This is a genomic window from Vibrio sp. FF145 (assembly GCF_041439075.1).
GTDB lineage: Bacteria > Pseudomonadota > Gammaproteobacteria > Enterobacterales > Vibrionaceae > Vibrio > Vibrio tasmaniensis_A.
In genome coordinates, this window is the sequence record NZ_JBGONH010000017.1 from 1 (window position 1) to 18787 (window position 18787).

17 protein-coding genes are annotated in these 18787 nt (G+C 41.5%); 13 read left to right on the forward strand and 4 right to left on the reverse strand.

Features of this window, described 5'->3' with window-relative positions; genetic code table 11:
* Positions 1–251 precede the first annotated feature (251 nt).
* The gene (gene viaA / locus ACED42_RS08460) at positions 252–1697 is read right to left on the reverse strand and encodes an ATPase RavA stimulator ViaA (protein WP_135441605.1); all 1446 of its coding nucleotides are present in this window, start codon (positions 1695–1697) and stop codon (positions 252–254) included.
* 12 nt (positions 1698–1709) lie between these two features.
* Positions 1710–3365: an ATPase RavA domain-containing protein gene (locus tag ACED42_RS08465; RefSeq protein ID WP_012600558.1), complete on the reverse strand. Its 1656-nt coding sequence runs from the start codon at positions 3363–3365 to the stop codon at positions 1710–1712.
* 287 nt (positions 3366–3652) lie between these two features.
* Here ACED42_RS08465 and ACED42_RS08470 point away from each other — a divergent pair, with 287 nt between their 5' ends.
* The 11 genes from ACED42_RS08470 (at position 3653) to ylqF (ending at position 14605) form a co-directional block, all read left to right on the forward strand.
* Complete coding sequence (locus ACED42_RS08470) at positions 3653–4168, forward strand: NUDIX hydrolase (RefSeq protein ID WP_009845430.1); 516 nt, start codon at positions 3653–3655, stop codon at positions 4166–4168.
* A gap of 40 nt (positions 4169–4208) precedes the next feature.
* Positions 4209–5213 (forward strand): low-specificity L-threonine aldolase, encoded by a 1005-nt coding sequence (gene ltaE, locus ACED42_RS08475; protein ID WP_009845431.1) that lies wholly within the window; start codon positions 4209–4211, stop codon positions 5211–5213.
* Positions 5214–6010: 797 nt separating this feature from the next.
* Positions 6011–6535, forward strand: a complete 525-nt coding sequence (locus ACED42_RS08480) for a hypothetical protein (protein ID WP_371702154.1) — start codon at positions 6011–6013, stop codon at positions 6533–6535.
* A 77-nt stretch (positions 6536–6612) separates the two neighbouring features.
* Positions 6613–7110 (forward strand): hypothetical protein, encoded by a 498-nt coding sequence (locus ACED42_RS08485; RefSeq protein ID WP_009845433.1) that lies wholly within the window; start codon positions 6613–6615, stop codon positions 7108–7110.
* Between the two features lie 114 nt (positions 7111–7224).
* A complete protein-coding gene (locus ACED42_RS08490) occupies positions 7225–7950 on the forward strand; it encodes a molecular chaperone (RefSeq protein WP_371702155.1) in 726 nt (241 codons plus the stop codon).
* A gap of 2 nt (positions 7951–7952) precedes the next feature.
* Positions 7953–8639: a molecular chaperone gene (locus ACED42_RS08495; protein WP_009845435.1), complete on the forward strand. Its 687-nt coding sequence runs from the start codon at positions 7953–7955 to the stop codon at positions 8637–8639.
* Positions 8623–11115, forward strand: coding sequence for a fimbria/pilus outer membrane usher protein (locus ACED42_RS08500; protein WP_371702156.1), 2493 nt, complete (start codon positions 8623–8625; stop codon positions 11113–11115). The genes ACED42_RS08495 and ACED42_RS08500 overlap by 17 nt, the downstream gene beginning before the upstream one ends.
* Entirely contained in the window at positions 11105–11986 is an 882-nt protein-coding gene (locus tag ACED42_RS08505; protein ID WP_371702158.1) for a hypothetical protein, read from the forward strand. Before ACED42_RS08500 ends, ACED42_RS08505 begins: the two co-directional genes overlap by 11 nt.
* 95 nt (positions 11987–12081) lie before the next feature.
* Positions 12082–12765, forward strand: a complete 684-nt coding sequence (locus ACED42_RS08510) for a helix-turn-helix transcriptional regulator (RefSeq protein WP_009845438.1) — start codon at positions 12082–12084, stop codon at positions 12763–12765.
* 423 nt (positions 12766–13188) lie between these two features.
* Complete coding sequence (locus tag ACED42_RS08515) at positions 13189–13503, forward strand: cytochrome c (RefSeq protein ID WP_371702159.1); 315 nt, start codon at positions 13189–13191, stop codon at positions 13501–13503.
* Positions 13504–13669: 166 nt separating this feature from the next.
* On the forward strand, positions 13670–14605 hold the full coding sequence (ylqF, locus tag ACED42_RS08520; protein WP_009845440.1) for a ribosome biogenesis GTPase YlqF: 936 nt from the start codon (positions 13670–13672) through the stop codon (positions 14603–14605).
* A gap of 186 nt (positions 14606–14791) precedes the next feature.
* Here the strand turns inward: ylqF and ACED42_RS08525 are convergent, their stop codons facing one another.
* The gene (locus ACED42_RS08525) at positions 14792–15337 is read right to left on the reverse strand and encodes a GNAT family N-acetyltransferase (protein WP_009845441.1); all 546 of its coding nucleotides are present in this window, start codon (positions 15335–15337) and stop codon (positions 14792–14794) included.
* A 166-nt stretch (positions 15338–15503) separates the two neighbouring features.
* On the opposite strand from ACED42_RS08525, the gene ACED42_RS08530 reads away from it, so the two are divergent.
* Positions 15504–16646: a fatty acid desaturase gene (locus tag ACED42_RS08530; protein ID WP_009845442.1), complete on the forward strand. Its 1143-nt coding sequence runs from the start codon at positions 15504–15506 to the stop codon at positions 16644–16646.
* Between the two features lie 255 nt (positions 16647–16901).
* The gene (locus ACED42_RS08535; RefSeq protein ID WP_102250016.1) at positions 16902–17192 is read left to right on the forward strand and encodes a putative quinol monooxygenase; all 291 of its coding nucleotides are present in this window, start codon (positions 16902–16904) and stop codon (positions 17190–17192) included.
* A gap of 405 nt (positions 17193–17597) precedes the next feature.
* On the opposite strand, the gene manA is transcribed toward ACED42_RS08535, so the two are convergent.
* On the reverse strand, positions 17598–18785 hold the full coding sequence (manA, locus tag ACED42_RS08540; protein WP_009845444.1) for a mannose-6-phosphate isomerase, class I: 1188 nt from the start codon (positions 18783–18785) through the stop codon (positions 17598–17600).
* Between the last annotated feature and the right edge of the window lie 2 nt (positions 18786–18787).

Consider the following 18787-nt stretch of genomic DNA (forward strand, 5'->3'; position numbering starts at 1 on the left):
CGAACCGAGGTCCACGGATTTGCAATCCGCTGCATAGCCACTCTGCCAAGGCGCCATTTTTCAACACGTTAGAACCGACTAAACGTTAGCACCGCTGTGTTCGGGTGCCTACTTTACGGATCGAGGGGAGATAGTCAAACAAAAAAATGAATTTCAATTCCGTTTGCTGACATTTAAATCAAATTGCTGCATGTTCGATCTCTTCAATCAATAAACACGCAGCAAAATGGAGCAAATTAAGGAATTCGACGTTACCACTTCTTCATAAAACGGCCGACTAGGCTTGGATGGTAAGCCCAACAATGGTCAAACATCGTCATAAGTTGTGGGTTGCCATATTTCGAAAGACTAACCGCATGAAAACGGTTTTTGTGCTCTTTCAATTTTTCGACCTGAGCAATCATTTCATCAGACTGCTTAGGAGCAATAAAGTCAGAAAGCACGATCAAATCTGCGTTCTTGTATTTGTCACCCGTCATCAAATCAATCGACTTCATCAGAACAGGTTCTAAATCTGTACCGCCATGGAATGAGTAGCTTAAAAAGTCACTCGCTTCACGTAGGCCATCTTGCCTTGTTAATTCATAGGTAATCTGCTCAGAAGAGAACAAAATCACGTAACAGTCTCTCTCTTCGGCTAGAGCTATCTGCATCAACGCATAAGCCATAGCTTTGGCTGACTGCTCTGGGAAACCGCTCATAGAACCCGAAGCGTCGACACAGACGATAAACGGGCCCTTTTCAATATCGATATTCTTGCTATCAGGCTTTTGCGCTTTCACTTTACGTAATGTCCGTGATTTACCTTGCGAACGATAGCTCAATAAACGCTTGTCGGCCAAGTGCTTATAAAAGATAACCTCAAGTTCAGGGTAAGCTAAGAACATGGTTTCGTTTGGCAGCATCTTGTTGAGATCATCACTTTCATGAATCCCAACAATATCATCGACTGCTTCATCGCTTTTCTCTTCAACCATCTGTAGTTCTTCTACAGGGGCTTTGTGTAACGAAGGATCATCTTCCTCACCAGCCATACGGCCTAGCTTTTCTGCGATCTCTTGCAAACCCTTGTGCTTATTCAGAAACTCAGCGTGGCGCTTCATGATGGTTAGGTCTGTTTTGCTTAATTTGGCCGAAGCCATGTCCCACAAGCGCCCTACACTGCCTTCATCGCCCGACTCTGTCACTTTGTCCATGTTTTTCATGGTTTCCATGCGCTGATAAAGATCAGCTAAGACTTTTTCTTTGCTTGTTTCGAGTTCGGTGACTTGAGCTTGTTTGATGGCGTCTGATAGCGATTGGTACCATTGATCACAAAAGTAATGTGGAAACATCGCGTTATAAACACCTTTATTGTTTTCCATCAAACGTCTTGCTTGTAGGTAAAATGCTGAGTGCCACTCCAGCTTCTTGATAACGCTATCAATCTCGTCAAAGAACTGAGACTCATCCCAGTAAATCACTTCTTGGTAAAGTGCGATTTCCTCTTGGAAACGGTCGGTTTCACACACTTTAGTGACGCGTTTTTTTACTTTACCGCGCCATTTAACTAAGTGGTTTTTGACTGATGTTTTCACACCTTTATTCTCAGCAGCCATCATCACTTGAGAACGAGCGATAAGATCATTCATCGCGGTATCAATGATACCTGAGTCAGCCACCATCAAAGCGAGGTTTAAGCCGTCAGCTCCTAACATATGCTCCCCCTCTTACTCAAAGTACTGACTCATGAACTTAATGCGTTGCGCGATCTTGCTACTCTTCACTTTTGTCGTTTCAAGCTCTTGTGTTACCGCCTGTAAGCTTGATTCCATCGCTTTCGGTAAATCAGGGTCAATATAGTTATGCGGTAATGCGTCATGGAATTCAGTGCGTACTCTTTTTAACTTGAATTCAGCTGCAGTTAACTGTTCTAGGGCTTTCTCAGCGCCGTTCAACCACTTGTTATACAGTTCTTGATCTAAACCGTCAGTAGTCACCACACTCACCAATACAGAACGATTAGCAATATCTTTGATCACTAATTGATTCGATGCATCCAAGTCGAGCTTTAAGCGGCATAGATTTTTATTTTCGTTTACGTAACCATAAATGTCGCCATGACCTTCTTTTAGAACACGGTCAAAATCATCTTTGGCTACATACACCCAACGACTATCGCCTTTCTCAGATTCAGACACCGACATATTGCTTTGCAGCATAACCAATTTAATAAGATTGTATGCGCTACCGACGCTGTACATTTTCGCGTTCTTGATATCATGTTGGTAAACGTCTTTACGTCGTAAGCCACTGGTTGACTCCACAGAGAGCGACACCGACAGAGTCGATTCAACATCATCTTGAATCTCTTCTAGCTCTTCACGAGACATTTCGATTTGAGATTTAGACTCTTGCTGATCAAACGCTCGGTTCAACGCAAAATCTTTTACAACGCTACGAACCACATCGCGAGATTCAGGGCTATGCCACAAGCAATCCTGTAAAAGCATAATATCGAGCGGGTTAACGCTATCACGGCCACTGAAAAATGCGCTCGCTTTCAATAGTTTAACCGCTTTCTTCCAGCGTCTGTCCGAAACATACAAATCCGACTCTGACGCTGAGCCTTGCTTCTTAACCGTGTCTTCAAGCATGGTTTTTAGCTCAAATAACTTGTTAAACGAATTATCCGTCAACTCCAGATTATCGAGTTCTTTCTGCCATTGATGATATTCAATGTCTGTAATCGCTAACCCTTTGGGAATGACAGCTTCTTGAGAAGTACCTGTCGTTAGCATCGATTTGAAGTTTTGTTTGTTTTGAATACGGTTGACGAACACGCGAACTAACATTCGGTCATAAAGTGCTTCTAGTCCACTGTCTTCGTCAGGAAGTTCATTAGACGCTGAAACCAACAAGCGCATCGGCACACGCTCAATGTCTGCGCCGTTTTTAAATGTCTTTTCGTTAACCACAGTCAGTAACGTATTGAGAATGGCAGGGCCTGCTTTCCAGATCTCATCAAGGAATACAACTTGCGCGGTTGGTAGGTAGCCTTCGGTCAGCCTTACGTAACGACCGTTGTCTTTTAATTCTTGAATGCTTAGTGGGCCGAACACTTCCTCAGGAGTAGAGAAACGTGTCATCAAATATTCGAAGTAGCTACTGTTGTCAAAAGCCTGGATGAGGCGTTTAGCGATAAGGCTTTTTGCGATACCCGGAGGGCCCAATAGGAACACACTTTCGCCAGCCAGAGCCGCCAGTAAACAAAGCTTAATGGTGTCTTCTCTTTCATAAACGCCATCAGAGAGAGCATGCGCTAATTTATTGATTCTTTCAGAGAGTAGCGCCTTGTCAGCATGTGAGGAAATAGAAGGGTTCATGCGTTACTCCGAAAATCTTTGAACAGTTGAGAGTGTAGATACGTTTTTATACATTTGTTAGCACTTTGTTACAAGTATCTTTTATTATTGAGTTGCCTTTATATCAGATGGTTAAGCTGCAATTTTCGCGCAATCATAGATTCCAATTATGAGAGTAGCATCACGAATGGTGTGAAACTAAATCTATTGTTAACCCTAATTTTTCTTTTATTTTCGACACCATAGACGTTATGGTGGTACACGTCTTCAGTTATAAGAAAAATTGGCAAGGAAAGTGGCCAGATTGCATGAGTAAAGTTATCCATCAATGGAAAAGTATTTCTCTTATAGAAGAGAACGTGACGCTCCCTACGAACGTCGTGGTAAAACATACAACAATAAACCACCCCGGCGCGGCCGTTATTCTTCCTATCACTTCGTCTGGAAAAATCATCCTCATTAACCAGTTTCGTCCTTCTCTTAAAAAATGGCTTTTGGAACTCCCTGCTGGCACGATGGAAATTGATGAGACACCTCTTCAATGTGCACAACGCGAACTCGAAGAAGAAACGGGGTACAGTGCAACTTATTTCCAGAGCTTGGGACAAGTTACCCCTTTAGCTGGCTTCTGTGATGAGATCCAACACTTGTTCATCGCAAAAGACTTAAGCCTTACTACCCGCTTTGAATGTGATGAAGATGAAGTAATAGAGGTTATCGAACTTAGCTTGGAAGAACTGCAACATAAAATTCGCAACGATCAAATTACCGATACCAAAACCATCGCTTGTTTAAGCAAAGCCCAACTATGTGGCCATCTATAGCCAATTATATGACTACCTAATAGTACTCTAGGAGATAAACATGGACTTTCGTTCTGACACCGTAACTAAACCTTCGCAAGCTATGCGTGATGTAATGGCAAATGCAGAAGTAGGCGATGATGTATATGGCGATGACCCAACCGTCAACGAACTGGAACAATGGGCTGCAAATGAAACCGGTTTTGAAGCGGCTATGTTCACTTCTTCCGGCACACAGGCCAACCTACTGGGTTTAATGGCGCACTGTGAGCGTGGTGACGAATACCTTTGTGGCCAACAAGCGCACAACTACAAATACGAAGCTGGCGGCGCTGCAGTATTAGGCTCGATTCAACCTCAGCCAATCGAGAACAACCCTGACGGCACGTTAGATTTTAAAAAGCTTGCTGCAGCGATTAAGCCAGACGACAGCCACTTTGCTCGTACTAAGCTTCTTAGTTTAGAAAACACAATCAATGGTAAAGTGCTGCCAGTCTCTTACCTAGCGGAAGCGCGTGAGTTCGTAAACCAACACGGCCTGCAAATGCACTTAGATGGCGCGCGTGTCTATAACGCGGCGGCTGCACTAGATGTTCACATTAAAGAGATCGCACAACACTTCGATTCGATGACAATTTGTTTATCAAAAGGTTTGGGTGCTCCGATTGGCTCTCTACTTCTTGGTAGCAAAGCGTACATCGCTAAAGCTCGTCGATTGCGTAAAATGGTCGGTGGTGGTATGCGTCAGGCTGGTATTCTTGCTGCAGCAGGTAAAATGGCGCTCACGGAGAACGTGGCTCAACTTAAAGTAGACCATGAAAACGCAAAAAAACTAGCGATTGGTCTAAGCAAGTTAGAAGGTTTCTCAGTTAACCCTGATTTCATTCAGACTAATATTGTGTTTGCGAAGTTAGATCAGTCGATTGATATTAACCGTATCGCACGGGAGTTAGGAGAGCAAGGCATTACAATGTCACCAGGTAACCCTGTACGTTTTGTTACTCATAGAGATATCAGTTCAAAAGACATCGCGACTTTCCTAACTAAGTTGGAAAGTGCGCTTTAACGCTGAACAAGATTCGCATTAAAGCAATTAAGACTAGAGCTTCCCTTACGAAGCTTTAGTCTTTTAAAAAAATCATTCACCTCTTCCACCGAAAAATAGCCACCTCACCTCACCTATACCTATACCTATACCTATACCTATACCGACTAATCTGCCTAATAGACTCAACTAAATTAACTGCAACAGAACGCAATCTTGTTTTGGCCTATGTGAATACCTTCTATGTATTAAACCTGCGTTTAAGTATTAAATTATCGTTAAATTTCGATTTTCATTTGTGAGATTAAATTTTTCGTGCCCAATAAAATCAAAAAATTTAACAGTAATAATTTAATTTTTTATTTACCACACGTACGGTATTTAAAAATAAAACACATCAACTCTAAAAAACATCGTAATAGGCTAATTTAAATAGAAAATTACCAACCAATATAGATAGCCACTGTTCACTATTACAAATAAAAATCGTCACATTCAAATTATAAGCCAGTGAATAAAACTAAAAATAAAATATTCCTGGAAGAATAATCCATCGAAAAATTTACCAAAAATAACGCCGTAGACCATAGTTCTAATTTTATCAATTAATAAAAATCCACTCGTAAATTTAACTGTGGGTCAAAAACTGCCTATCTAATTGAAAACAAAATTATTATCTAAAAATGTACTATTTATACCTTACCTTAAACTCATACTAAAACTCATACTTCGTCTAAATAATAAACTTTTTTTACTACTTCACCATTTTTTAAAGCACTTATAGTTTTGAAAGTTAAGCAACAGGTTACATTCAATCAATGAGAGGTGAAATGATGATTAGAGCATTCGTATTTATTCACAAATTCATCGTCTCAACGTTAATTTTTAGTCTGACACTTTCATTCTACACCAGTGCTAACACCTTAACGTTAGGAATTAATGGCCAGATCAAAGATCGATGCGAAATAAATTTCTTTTCTGGCAATGTCATGAAGTTTACGGAACACCGTGATGTGCAACTATTGCCTTTTAATATGTATTGTAACCGTCCGTTGGGTATAACGATTAATTCAAAATATGGAGGCTTAAAATATCAACACCAAGGGGTTGATATTATTGAAACTTATAATCTGTCATTACAAATAGACGAGCTTCGTCTTGATGAAAGTAGGCACAGCAGCCAACTTACTTCACCAGTAATGATAAACAGTTCTGGTGTTATTCCTTTCTCTCAACAGGGGAGCCTTAGGGTAGCACTCGAAAATAGCTTGCGTTTCGCGGGTTATTATCAAGACGTTATTGAGATCGAAGTTTACCCTTCGATTCATAGCGTGACCAAGTAAAAGCTCTGCAATGTATCTGCAGAACAACATACGCTCAGCAGTATTCGAGCCAATCATTTAAGATAAAGGAATTTCTAATGAAAAAGCTAACACTCTACGCAGCAACAGTCACAGCTATTTTTGGTGCTCAAGTTCAAGCCGCTCCTGGTGATGTCCAACTAGTTGGTTTTGTTTCACCTGTATGTGAAGTTACTGGTCTTTCAACACAACTGATGGACTTTGGTAATGTATCTCAAATTCAAAACCTTTCTGTTAGTGGCCTTAACATGAAGTGTAATGACGTCGATGGTGCAACTGTAACACTGACGAGTGCTGAGGGTGGTCTAGAGTCCGATGATAGCGAAGACTACGCTCTTACATACGAAGCAACATTTAACCCTTCAGGCTTAGCTCCTTTCACGCTTAATGCGCCAGGAGGCCCAGGCCTAAATGACGTTTCAATCAGTAACTCTTATGGTGGTTCAGGAGTATTGGCGACTGGTGTTGCCGCGTCCATTGATATTGTGACAACAGAAACCTCCCCATGGGCAGGTGGTTATTCAGATACGTTAACCGTAAATATCACCTCAAATTAGAGGTTGAATAAGTCGGGGGCTATTATTTGGCCTCCGACTTCATCTAAGCCTTTGTTGTATTAAAACTTAACCTCAGTTGTATTACGACTCTAGTTTAATTTGGAGCTCATCGCGATGTATAAATGGATCATGCATAAATGGACTGTTCTCTTATTATTGTCACTCACTTGTTTGTCAGCTCATGCGTTCAAAGTAGAGCCGATGTCTATGGAGATGACGCCACTTGGTAAAAGAGCTCAAATGACAATGAGGGTTGAGAATTCGTCTACCGAACCACTCACAGTCGAACTGTCTCCAGTATTTATGACTATGAATGAATACGGAAAAGAGACCACGACGCCTGCAGATGACGAGCTATTAGTGATTCCAGTAACTGCAATTATAGAGCCTGGACGTTCGCAATCTATTATGGTCCGATATTTAGGCGATCCGTCCATTACAGAGTCAAAAGCTTTTCGTATTGCTGTTAAGCAAGTGAAAGTTCAAAGAGCAAGTAGCAACCAAGGGCAAGTGAGTCTGTTACTTCAGTTTAATACGCTTATCAACGTGCGACCTCAGAACACGGCCGCTCAACTAGAAATTAAAAGTATCGAACCAAATAACAAGAATAACAAATGGGTCCTTGAAGTACTGAACAGCGGTAATAGTTATGGTCGGTTAACCAATACGACATGGAAAATTTCTGACGGCAAAAAATCAACCTATTTAAAAGGCGTAGAAATCGCCAAACGTATTCCAGGAACTTTAGTTCTTCCCTATTCCACTCGTTTTTTCGAAATGCAGCCACTTGAAAATTACAATGTAGAGACGCTATCGATTGAAATCGAGCAGGATCAGTAGCAATGAGACGTTATATTTTTGGTGGGTTCATTTCTTGTTTTCTGTGTGCACAAGCGCTTGGCATAACACTGTTTCCAACCGTCATTGAACTCAATACCGATCACAGGGCAACATCGCAACTGGTTGTGACTAACAACTCGACGCGGGATCTCCCACTTGAAGCTAACGTTCGTCGTTTGAAATTCTTACCTGATGGTACGTTCCAAACATCAGATCTATCGAGTGAGGTGATGTTTGTGTTTCCACCTGCCGCTATGTTGGCACCCGGTGAACGTCAAGTATTCCGTATACAATGGTTGGGAAACCGCCAACTCGAAACTTCCCAAAGTTACTTTGTTCGTTTCAGTACCGTAAATATTGGTCAAAACAACGAAAAAATGGACAGTCCTACCAGTTTAACAACCGGTATCAATTTGCAAGTTCACTACAATGCGTTGTTGCACATTCACTCATCCTCGCTAGAGCCTGACGTGAACTTACATATAGATGAACAAGGAAAACTAACACTCACTAATTCAGGGTCGCGATTTACCTATACATCGTTACTTCATTTTAAGGGGCTCGAATCTCAGAACCAAAAGGTACATGAGGCTTTAGGTGAACAGTTTATTCCACCACGCTCGACTATTACTTTGCCTTCTTCTTTAAATTACTTACCAGTAGGCACTTATCATGGATATGAAAACTGAAACCTCTCACAAGATGTGGCAAGTTTTCTATGTCTTGGGATTAGTACTGTTTTATTGTGCCGCCTTAAGCCCTGTAGCTTGGGGCCAGGATATGGTATTGAACCCGACAGGACGCGACATTCAACTTACCTCTTTACTAAGGATAAGTGACACCATTCTTGGTGAAGCGGATATTATCATTACCGCAAACAACGAAATTCTTTTGCCAAAGGAAAGTACGCTGTCTCTCCTTTCGTCTGTCGTCACTCAAGAAGGTATTGGTAAGCTCCATGACACGACAGACGATGAGATGCTGTCGCAGCACCACTTTATGAGCGTAGGGCTGGGACTTAATTTCGACTTTTCTTCGTTGGAATGTATCGTGACGGTTCCGCCAGAATTTAGCTTAACCCAACAACTCTCGATGAACGGCGCAGATAATTTTTATAACTATGCTGAGCCAAGTCTGTTAAGCGGATACGTTAACGTCGCCCTTTCCGCCAATGAGAGCCAATATGTCGATCAAAAATCGTCAAGGCAAGATCTTTATCGCAGTCAATTCGACTCTGCACTTAACATTGGTTTTTTCAATTTTGAATATGAATCCTATTTAGAAAATGGTTCATCACAAAAATCACAATATGTGAGAGAAGGAACTCGTCTTAATATTGACTTTGCACAGCAAGGTACACGACTTGTGCTCGGCGATATGTACAACAGTGGCCAATCTTTTCAGGACAGCACCGACATACTTGGTATTGGCTTAACTCGAGATTTCACACTGATTCCAACCAGAAATGCACGACCACGAGCCAATCAATCATTCACACTTCAAAGAGCCTCGAATGTCGATGTCTATATAGATGGGATTGCAGTCCAACGATTAACTTTAGGCGCTGGTAGCTACAACCTGAGTGATATACCTCTTGCGCAAGGTAGTAACGATATTGTACTCGTCATTACCGATCGTTCTGGGAATGAAGAGCGTATCGAGTTTTCTATTGCGACGGGTAACGACTTACTCAATAGCGGTGAGTTTGAATATAGCATTATGTACGGAGCGCCCTCTGAACTCCAAAATGGACAATTAGAATACCTAACCGATGAGCGTATTTTCCATGGTTATGTTGATGTGGGTATTAACCCTTGGTTAACGTTAGGTACCAACTTTCAAACCCGTGAAGATTTATACCAATATGGTACTACCGCACTCCTCGCTTCTAGATGGGGAGTCACTGAACTCAATGCTTCACGTAGCGAACATCCTGTATTAGGAAACGGCGATGCTTACAAATTTGCATTCGATGCGGAATTTTCCAGTAAGAATACACTGGCTCCACAACTGAGTGTGAGTTATGAGTATCTGAGCAACAATTTTACTGGTGTTGCTGGGTTTGACGCCTCCGATAAAGACATCAACTTAACCACTCATTATGCTTCTGCATTCGGTTCGATTTATCTAAGTCGATCATTACGTGCCGCCATGACAGTCAATTACCGTTCAGGAATAGACAAAGAGAACGACTATTGGCTAATTAGCCCGAGTTTATCGGACGGATTGTTTGATACTCACGCGACTTGGAGTGCCCGTGTTAGCTATCAAGATCACGCCAGTAAAGACGATGACATCAGCACTACGCTCACCATAAGCTGGCCTCTTAGCCGACAAACTCGTGTCGTCGGTCGTTACAGTACAGAGCTAAGAGAAGCCGCCTTAGATTACAGCTATCAAAATAATATAGGTAACACCGGAGGGATATCAGGCTTTGCGAGTGTCATTACGAATGAAGAAACGGACGCCGATATGGACGCTGGTATTAACTATACAGCAAACCGTTACGAATTGAGTGCCACCCATGCCTCGCGACTTGACGACATTAGTGGTGACACAAGAAACCACAGTACCGACGTGACCATCAGCAGTGCACTTGCGTTTGCAGGTTCATCGGTAACGATCGGCAGACCAGTCCGAGAAGCATTCGCTATTGTCAGCAAGCACGAAAGCCTCGCAGAGAATGATGTGGCATTAGACCCAACAAAAGATGGAGAGTACGCACGCGTTTACCTTAACGGAGATGCCAGTGCCATGGTCCCTGATCTTGTTGCTTATAATAGCCAAGTCATCGGTTATGAGGTCGATAACTTACCACCGGGATATGATTTGGGGGATGGTGCTTTTTGGGTTAAGCCTGATTACAAGCGGGGCTTCCAACTACAAATTGGTTCCGATGCTGTCTTAACCGTGATTGGTAAGCTATACGACCGTCAAAGTAACAATCCAATTTCACTTGTCGCTGGTGTAGCACATTACCTTGGTGAAGCTAAACAGTTACCGATTGACTTCTTTACCAATCGGAGTGGCATATTTGCGATATCTGGGTTAAAGCCAGGGAAATATCAACTGATTCTTGACACTAAAGGACAAGAGTCAGCCGTCATTACTCTCAGCGAGCGCAGTGACAACTTGATCAGACTAGGAGATGTGTATGTGGATTAAACAACTTCGGTGGGGTGGATGGTTCCTCATCGCCATAAATTCTGTATCCTCTGTATTAGCATGTGAAGCTAGTGCATTGACGATTCAACCCGTCTCATCCCAGTCGCAATACGACGTGTTCAACACAGGTACTTACGCAACAATTAATACTTATAGGATCGATGCAAATATAGTTGGAGAAGCCTGTAAATTGAGTTTGGTTTTACAACTTAACGATACCAGTCGGACGTTAAAAGGGTTAAACCAAGACAAGCTCAACTTCGAGTGGAGTGGACAAGTGGGTGTGCCAATCGCGAATCAGTGGCATTTATCATTAACCGACAGTCAACCTTCGACAACCATACAAATGCGTTTCCCAAGCAAACAGTGGCTAGCGTCAGGAACCTACCGGGGGCTTTTAGAAGTGTCGCCCTCTTATACCTCAGACAACCAACAAATAGAGATTAGCCCTAGCTCACTCCCAGTATCTGTTACCGTGCCACCAGCTGCAAAAGTTCACTTTTATGGGTTAACTCAACAGCATTATGACCTTGATCTAGGAACATTATATTCAAACAAGATTATTCGTTCTGCACCGAACCTATGGGTGCAAAGTAATACAGCGTATACCATCGTATTGGAATCATCCCATCAAGGGATGCTACGTCATGAATCTGATGAGACAAAATGGGATATTCCATACCAACTTTCCCTAGATAACGATAGAGTAAACCTCGGTCAACTTGATGCAAAAATTCAGCGTATTTCGGCTACGATCGGTCAACCTATTCCTTTGAGTTTTGTAATTGGGGAAACAGAGAACAAACCGGGAGGAATATATGACGATACATTACAAATTTCTATAGAACCCCTCCTTTCACAGCAGCCTTAAATATGTAATTATATAAATCCTGAGATATGCAACGCAATTATATAAAACCCAGTATCATATAATCACAACACGATTTGTCAGTTTCGGAGTAAAGTATGCATAACAGTAAAAATAATTTAAAGCACATGCTCCTAATTGGCGATAACGGTATAAATAACCAGTTTATTCAACGAGAAATAGAGAAATACAGTGACTTTTGTTTTAGTCGCGAATGTATTTCAGGTATTGAACGTTCGAATCATCGCAAGACGTTTGATGTCATTCTCATTAGTTACTTACTCTTAGCTGACATCAAAGATGTTTACATCACCTTATCAAAAGTAGAGTCCAACAAATGGGTAATCTATGACGTTCCCTCTGATATTACCGGACAGAGTATTACCGTAATGCAACTATTCAACATGTTTAATATAAAGGGCATAATCTATCAAGATGCTCCTGTAGAACACCTTACACGTTGCTTGAAAACGGTTTGTGATGACGACCTATGGTTACCGAGGAAGTTAATGTCGCATATTTTATCCAATGCGCGCTCCCAAACATTCAAGTCACAGGTAATATTATCTACCCTTACAAAAAGAGAAGCTCAAATATTTAAACGAGTTATCAGAGGAGATACAAATTTAGAGATATCAAGTGAACTATTTATTTCAGAAAGTACAGTAAAAACGCATGTATATAATATATATAAAAAAATAAACGTAACCAACCGAAAAGAAGCAATAAGAAAAGCAAATTTCATCAATAGTTTAGAGACTATTATACAACCAGGCATGTAGTTAATATTTGAGTCACAAATATAGAGACACTGGATTGCAGTTATTTTTACAACAGATCGTATTATAATTTAGGCCCTTGAAAAGGTGATCTTCTATTATCCCCCTCCGTCATAAAATCACAGTTAGACTGAACAACGAAGTTTAAATCATATCACCAGTGACTTAATTACATTCTGCCCTCTAAGGTACGAATAGAATTTTTGAAATCACAAAACATCACTTCTTAAGCCCTCTACTCGCCTAACAGAACGAAGTCAGTTGTAACTGTCAACACTATTAGCTTCTAAAATATCTAAAGCATATAGCATCTAAAGCATCTAAAGCATCTAAAGCATCTAAAGCATCTAAAGCATCTAAAGCAATTCGGACTTGAGCTTCCCCTTAGGGTAAGCTTTATTGTTATGTTTTTACCGGAGCAAAAGCATGACTTACCGTTCCTTCACTTTACTATTACTCACTCTTTCCCCTAGCCTTCATGCCTCTAATTTTGGCGATCCTGAACTGGGTAAAATGAAGTCACCAAGTTGCATTTTCTGTCATAACCCCACGGGTGAAACAAGTAACACTGCTTACCCAAAACTTTCTGGCCAAGATTCAACTTACCTCTATAACAAAATGAAAGCTTACCAAAACGGTGATAGACAAGGCGCTTACGCTGAGATGATGCAAACACAACTGAGTAAACTCAATGATCAAGACTTGAAAGATATTGCGGCTTTTTATGCTTCACAACAGTAATGGATTTCACCTTCATTAGATCAGTCTAAGTTAAATAAACATCACTAAGTCGCCTATACTTCAAGCAAACTCACTGAGCTCATTGAAGGTCGGGAGAGATATACCTTTACACGTATCATCCAACCCTTACAATGTGCAGCAAATATATTTATCAAGGTTTATCTCTATGTCTATTCAATGGTTTCCGGGTCACATGCATAAAGCCCGTAAAGAAATCGAAGAAGTTATCCCACAGGTTGATGTGATCATCGAAGTACTGGACGCTCGTATCCCGTTCAGTAGTGAAAACCCAATGATCTCTTCACTGCGCGGCGATAAGCCTTGTGTAAAAGTGTTGAACAAGCGCGATCTTGCGGATCCTGAGCTTACTGAGCGTTGGATTGAGCACTTCGAGAAAGAGCAAGGCGTTAAAGCGATTGCGATTACTACTAGCGCTAAAGAAGAAGTGAACCACGTTATGGAGCTCGTGCGTAAGTTAGCACCGCACCGTGAACAGATGGGTAAGAACATTCGTACAATGATCATGGGCATCCCGAACGTGGGTAAATCGACCATCATCAACTGTTTAGCGGGACGTACGATCGCGGTTACTGGTAACCAACCTGCGGTAACTCGTCGTCAACAACGTATCAATCTACAAAATGGCGTGATCCTTTCAGATACTCCTGGAATCCTATGGCCTAAAGTAGAAAACCCACACAGTGGCTTCCGCTTGGCTGCAACAGGCGCTGTAAAAGATACGGCAATGGAATACGATGAAGTGGCATTCTACACAGTCGAGTACCTTGCAAAGCAATACCCTAACCTTTTGCAAGAACGCTACCAAATTGAAGAGCTGCCAGAGTCAGACATCGAATTGATGGAAGCGATTGGTCGTAAGCGTGGCGCACTTCGTGCTGGTGGTCATATAGACATTCACAAATGTTCTGAAATCCTACTTCATGAACTGCGTAATGGTACTTTAGGTAAAGTAACGTTAGAGCTACCAGAAATGATCACACAAGAGTTGATCGAAGTTGAAGAAGCGGCTGCGCTGAAAGCCGAACAACAGATTAAGAAAAAAGAAGAGCGTCGTAAACGTTACTTGAAGAACAAGCGTTAATCTCTCTTCGTTTTATGAAAAAAATTACATGGTGCGACTAAACGCCAAATAATTGAAGCGTCTACTCTAATCAAAAAAGCCCCGAACAATTTAATGCTCGGGGCTTTTTAGTTTGTTCTTCTGCTTTAAAGCAACTTTAGTAAGAGGTCGCTGTTGAGCAAGGAACCATTATTCAACTTGAAGTGACTAAGAATACACAATGCTTGCTGTTTTCTGTTCAAGTTCAACGGGAGAGCTCCAAGAAATCACCTTCTCATTAACTTGACTTCCACATGGTGCATTCCAAACTTGCTCTAGCTCTTCTTTACCACCAATCGCTTGATAAAAAGCAATCGCTTGGTGATTTTCAGACATCACCTCTAGGTACAGACCTGAATCCGAATAGTATTGCTGCAACCACTTCGATAATTCAGACAATAAACGCTTACCAACACCACGACCGCGATAGGCATTATCTACATGTAACGCATCGATGAACGTGCCACGCTCAAAGTTGTGATTACCAAACGCGCAGACGAAACCAACCAGTAAACCGCCCTCTTCAAGCAATAAAACATGTTGGTTAAAAGGAGGGTTAATCAAACGAGTCTGCCAAATAACAGATCTGTCCTCCAAAACATCATTTTCTAAGTAATCATCAGCAAGAATGCCACGATAATATAGCTTCCAGCTATCCGCGTGTAATTGGGCAATCCGCTCATAATCTTTATATTCAGCTACCTTAATTTCCATTTATTAGCCCTTAGTACTTCCATTTATGACTTGCTACTACATTTCACACTACCTTTATACAATATTTAAGCAAAACATACTAATACACGTTTACACTTTCAATATTGACTTACACGTGTACGCTGATATTCTAGCGCACAGATGTAAGCTCAATGGAAATTTGCTAATGAATAGTGCCGACAAACAATCTACAAAAAAGCCGCCATTAATCTGGCTCAATATTTTTGTATTCTCTTTTAGTATGCTGCTTGCTGTTGTTGCGGCTCCCGTTTATGGCTACTTTTTTGGCTATGGTATGGAGCACTGGATATGGCTAGCAATCTGTTTTACGTTCTGTAACCTTTCAATCACAACGGGTTATCACCGCTTATGGTCTCATAAAGCGTTTGAAGCGCATTCGAGCCTAAGATTTTTATTTGCATTAGGTGGCGCATTTGCCCTGCAGAACAGCGCGTTACACTGGTCTTCTGATCACCGTGTGCATCATAAGCACGTGGATAACAATGACAAAGACCCGTACTCTGCAAAACGCGGCTTTTGGTACTCGCACATTGGTTGGATGATTCGTAACTACAGCACCTCGATGTATGAAAATTATGAGAATTGTCGAGATTTAAAGAAAGACAAAATTGTTATGTGGCAGCACAAGCACTATGTTCTGTTGGCATTGCTAATGAACTTCGGTGTTCCTATCGCTTTAGGTGTTATTTACGGTGACGTACTTGGCATGTTGTTAATCGTAGGTGCTGTTCGTTTGGTGCTTAACCATCACACGACATTCTTCATTAACTCTCTTGCTCACATCTGGGGTAGCCAACCTTTTACCGACAAAAACACGGCCCGTGATAACGGTGTGTTAGCGGTTCTAACTTTTGGCGAAGGCTACCACAACTTCCACCACATCTTTGAGAACGATTACCGCAACGGCATCTACTGGTGGCAATACGATCCTACAAAATGGTTGATCAAGAGTGCTTCTTTGATGGGATTGGCAAGCAAGCTTAAGAAAACCCCTCAAGCTCGTATCGAAAAAGCAGAAGCATCAATGTTACTTAAACGCACGCAGCAAAAGATCATGCATCGTGCCGACAAGCAGCAAATCGCGGACAAACTTCAACAAGAATTCGATGCTCTAGTATCAAACATGAACGAGTATTACGAAGTCAAAAAGCAGCTACTTGAAAGCAAACGCGAAGATGTTGTGAAGAAGTACGAACACTCTCTACTTAAAGTTCGTTACCAACAAATCAAAATGAATTTTGAGCAACAGAAAAAAAATTGGGCAATGACAGTGGAACAGTATGCTTAAGATAGAACAATATACTTAAGGCAGGATAGTCCGCTTAATGCACCAGTAACGACACTGCTTAACTCTTATTTGAAGCCCTCATATTACTATGAGGGCTTTTTTATGAGCGTAACCTATTTGCCATTAGCCAAATACTCTCAAGTCTAAATTATGGGCTTCAAGAACCATAGTTATTGGATTCCAGAACTCTTTCTTCAATCTGAATTTATACTTATATTACTTTAACTTACTGAGTTTAGACCTAAGGAATTGAAAATGAGCAAACTGACTATTATTGCAACAATCGTCTCTAAAGAAGATAAGATTGAGTTAGTTAAATCAGAGATGATTAAATTGATCGATAGAACCCGTGTTGAAGACGGTTGTATAAACTACGACTTACACCAAGATAACAGTAACCCTGCTCACTTCGTTTTTCATGAGAACTGGGAGTCTGAAGCTCACCTAGAGAAACACTTAGCGAGCCAACACATCGCTGAGTACATGGCTGCGACTGAAGACTGTATCGAAACCTTTGTGCTTAATAAAATGACGCACATTGCCTAACCAGTCACTCAGTACTGATTCAATAAAAGCCCTGATCTCAACGCAGGGTTTTTCGTTTCTACAAGCTTATATCTGCTCATTCCAATAATGAAAAAACCCGCCAGAGTAGCGGGTATGGTCAATAATCATGACTGTCAAAGACAGATAGATAATACCAATCGTAGTAAATAACTGTCAGCCTAGCTGGTTCAAAAACTTGATAACTGCGTTAGAATTTTTGATTGTAGAATAACTACTTATCGAAACTTCTTGTCGAAATGAGCAGCCTTGTTCTCAAGTCTTTTTCCTGCGCTATTTCTGATCACTTACTTACTGTGATTGGTATAACAACCATCAATCCAATATTGAGTACCACTTTACAGTGGCACTCTGACATTTCTTTTGCTGATCGCTAGCACGGGGGCACTAGTTAAAAGCACGAGCCAAAATGCCATTCCCTTGATATTGGTAAACACTTGAATTACTACTTACAAAGACCGATTCTCCGGGCTTAAGAGAAACTGACCGTCCTTCTGAGGTGACGGTCGCCTCTCCTTCCACACAGAACAAGATCTCCGCGCTACGTAAATACTGTGACTTGCTCTCATCAGTCGCAGACAAGATATCAAAGCCAAAGTCATCCACAGGAATCGGATAGCTCATCTTGCCCTCTTTCAATACAGGCTTAAGGCGAATATCTTCTGGCTTAATCGGCTCAAAGATCGTGTTATCGATAAGCTCAGGAACGTCTATGTACTTGGGGGTGAGACCGGCACGAAGCACATTGTCTGAGTTTGCCATAATCTCTAAACCCGTACCTTGAACATAAGCATGTGGGGTTTCTGCGAATAGGAACATCGCTTCACCCGGCGCCAGTTCAACTGTGTTAAGCATCAATGGTGCAAACAAACCAATATCACCCGGATAATGCTGTTTGAATTCAATGCTGTATTGCAGAGCTTCACGTCCCATGACCGTTTTAGCTGGTCGCGCATGTGCAGCATAAAGCTCATTAAGCGCAGACGCTTTACGGTCACCTTCAAGAGACATAATGGCGCTAAAGAAAGACTTCAAAGAATCACTGTCGGCATTGGCTTTAAGTACATTAAGCTCAATCGCTAACGAAGGAATATCCGCTTCTTCGAACAAGGCAATAATATCGTCGATTGGACGAAAGCCATTCATCGCTTTGTAAAAGGTCAACGCATAAACCAACTCAGGCTTATGGTTTGGATCTTTGTAGTTACGATTAGACGCATTCAAAGGGATGCCAAGTGCATTCTCTCGCTCAAAACCTAATTCAGATTTTCGCTTATTCGGATGAACCTGAATCGACAACGGAGTTTCAGCGGCCAACACCTTAAACAGGAAAGGTAATTCACCAAAACGTGCCGCCGTGTACCCGCCTAAGACATCGATTCTATTTTCATCAATCATGTGAGAAAGCGGCTCACCGGTATCGCCTACTTTTGAGCAACCATTAGGATGAGCACCCATCCAAATTTCTGCTTGAGGTTCTTGGTTTGGGTTCACAATACCAAAAAGTTGGTTGATGGAGTCTTTGCTTCCCCATGCGTAATTTTGAATAACGTTATCGAGTTTAAATAGAGACATAA

Excerpts from the sequence above, each read along its gene's own strand:
- viaA (WP_135441605.1), bottom strand. The coding sequence starts at position 1,697 with ATGTTAGGAGCTGACGGCTTAAACCTCGCTTTGATGGTGGCTGACTCA.
- ACED42_RS08465 (WP_012600558.1), bottom strand. The coding sequence starts at position 3,365 with ATGAACCCTTCTATTTCCTCACATGCTGACAAGGCGCTACTCTCTGAA.
- ACED42_RS08470 (WP_009845430.1), top strand. The coding sequence starts at position 3,653 with ATGAGTAAAGTTATCCATCAATGGAAAAGTATTTCTCTTATAGAAGAG.
- ltaE (WP_009845431.1), top strand. The coding sequence starts at position 4,209 with ATGGACTTTCGTTCTGACACCGTAACTAAACCTTCGCAAGCTATGCGT.
- ACED42_RS08480 (WP_371702154.1), top strand. The coding sequence starts at position 6,011 with ATGAGAGGTGAAATGATGATTAGAGCATTCGTATTTATTCACAAATTC.
- ACED42_RS08485 (WP_009845433.1), top strand. The coding sequence starts at position 6,613 with ATGAAAAAGCTAACACTCTACGCAGCAACAGTCACAGCTATTTTTGGT.
- ACED42_RS08490 (WP_371702155.1), top strand. The coding sequence starts at position 7,225 with ATGTATAAATGGATCATGCATAAATGGACTGTTCTCTTATTATTGTCA.
- ACED42_RS08495 (WP_009845435.1), top strand. The coding sequence starts at position 7,953 with ATGAGACGTTATATTTTTGGTGGGTTCATTTCTTGTTTTCTGTGTGCA.
- ACED42_RS08500 (WP_371702156.1), top strand. The coding sequence starts at position 8,623 with ATGGATATGAAAACTGAAACCTCTCACAAGATGTGGCAAGTTTTCTAT.
- ACED42_RS08505 (WP_371702158.1), top strand. The coding sequence starts at position 11,105 with ATGTGGATTAAACAACTTCGGTGGGGTGGATGGTTCCTCATCGCCATA.
- ACED42_RS08510 (WP_009845438.1), top strand. The coding sequence starts at position 12,082 with ATGCATAACAGTAAAAATAATTTAAAGCACATGCTCCTAATTGGCGAT.
- ACED42_RS08515 (WP_371702159.1), top strand. The coding sequence starts at position 13,189 with ATGACTTACCGTTCCTTCACTTTACTATTACTCACTCTTTCCCCTAGC.
- ylqF (WP_009845440.1), top strand. The coding sequence starts at position 13,670 with ATGTCTATTCAATGGTTTCCGGGTCACATGCATAAAGCCCGTAAAGAA.
- ACED42_RS08525 (WP_009845441.1), bottom strand. The coding sequence starts at position 15,337 with ATGGAAATTAAGGTAGCTGAATATAAAGATTATGAGCGGATTGCCCAA.
- ACED42_RS08530 (WP_009845442.1), top strand. The coding sequence starts at position 15,504 with ATGAATAGTGCCGACAAACAATCTACAAAAAAGCCGCCATTAATCTGG.
- ACED42_RS08535 (WP_102250016.1), top strand. The coding sequence starts at position 16,902 with ATGAGCAAACTGACTATTATTGCAACAATCGTCTCTAAAGAAGATAAG.
- manA (WP_009845444.1), bottom strand. The coding sequence starts at position 18,785 with ATGTCTCTATTTAAACTCGATAACGTTATTCAAAATTACGCATGGGGA.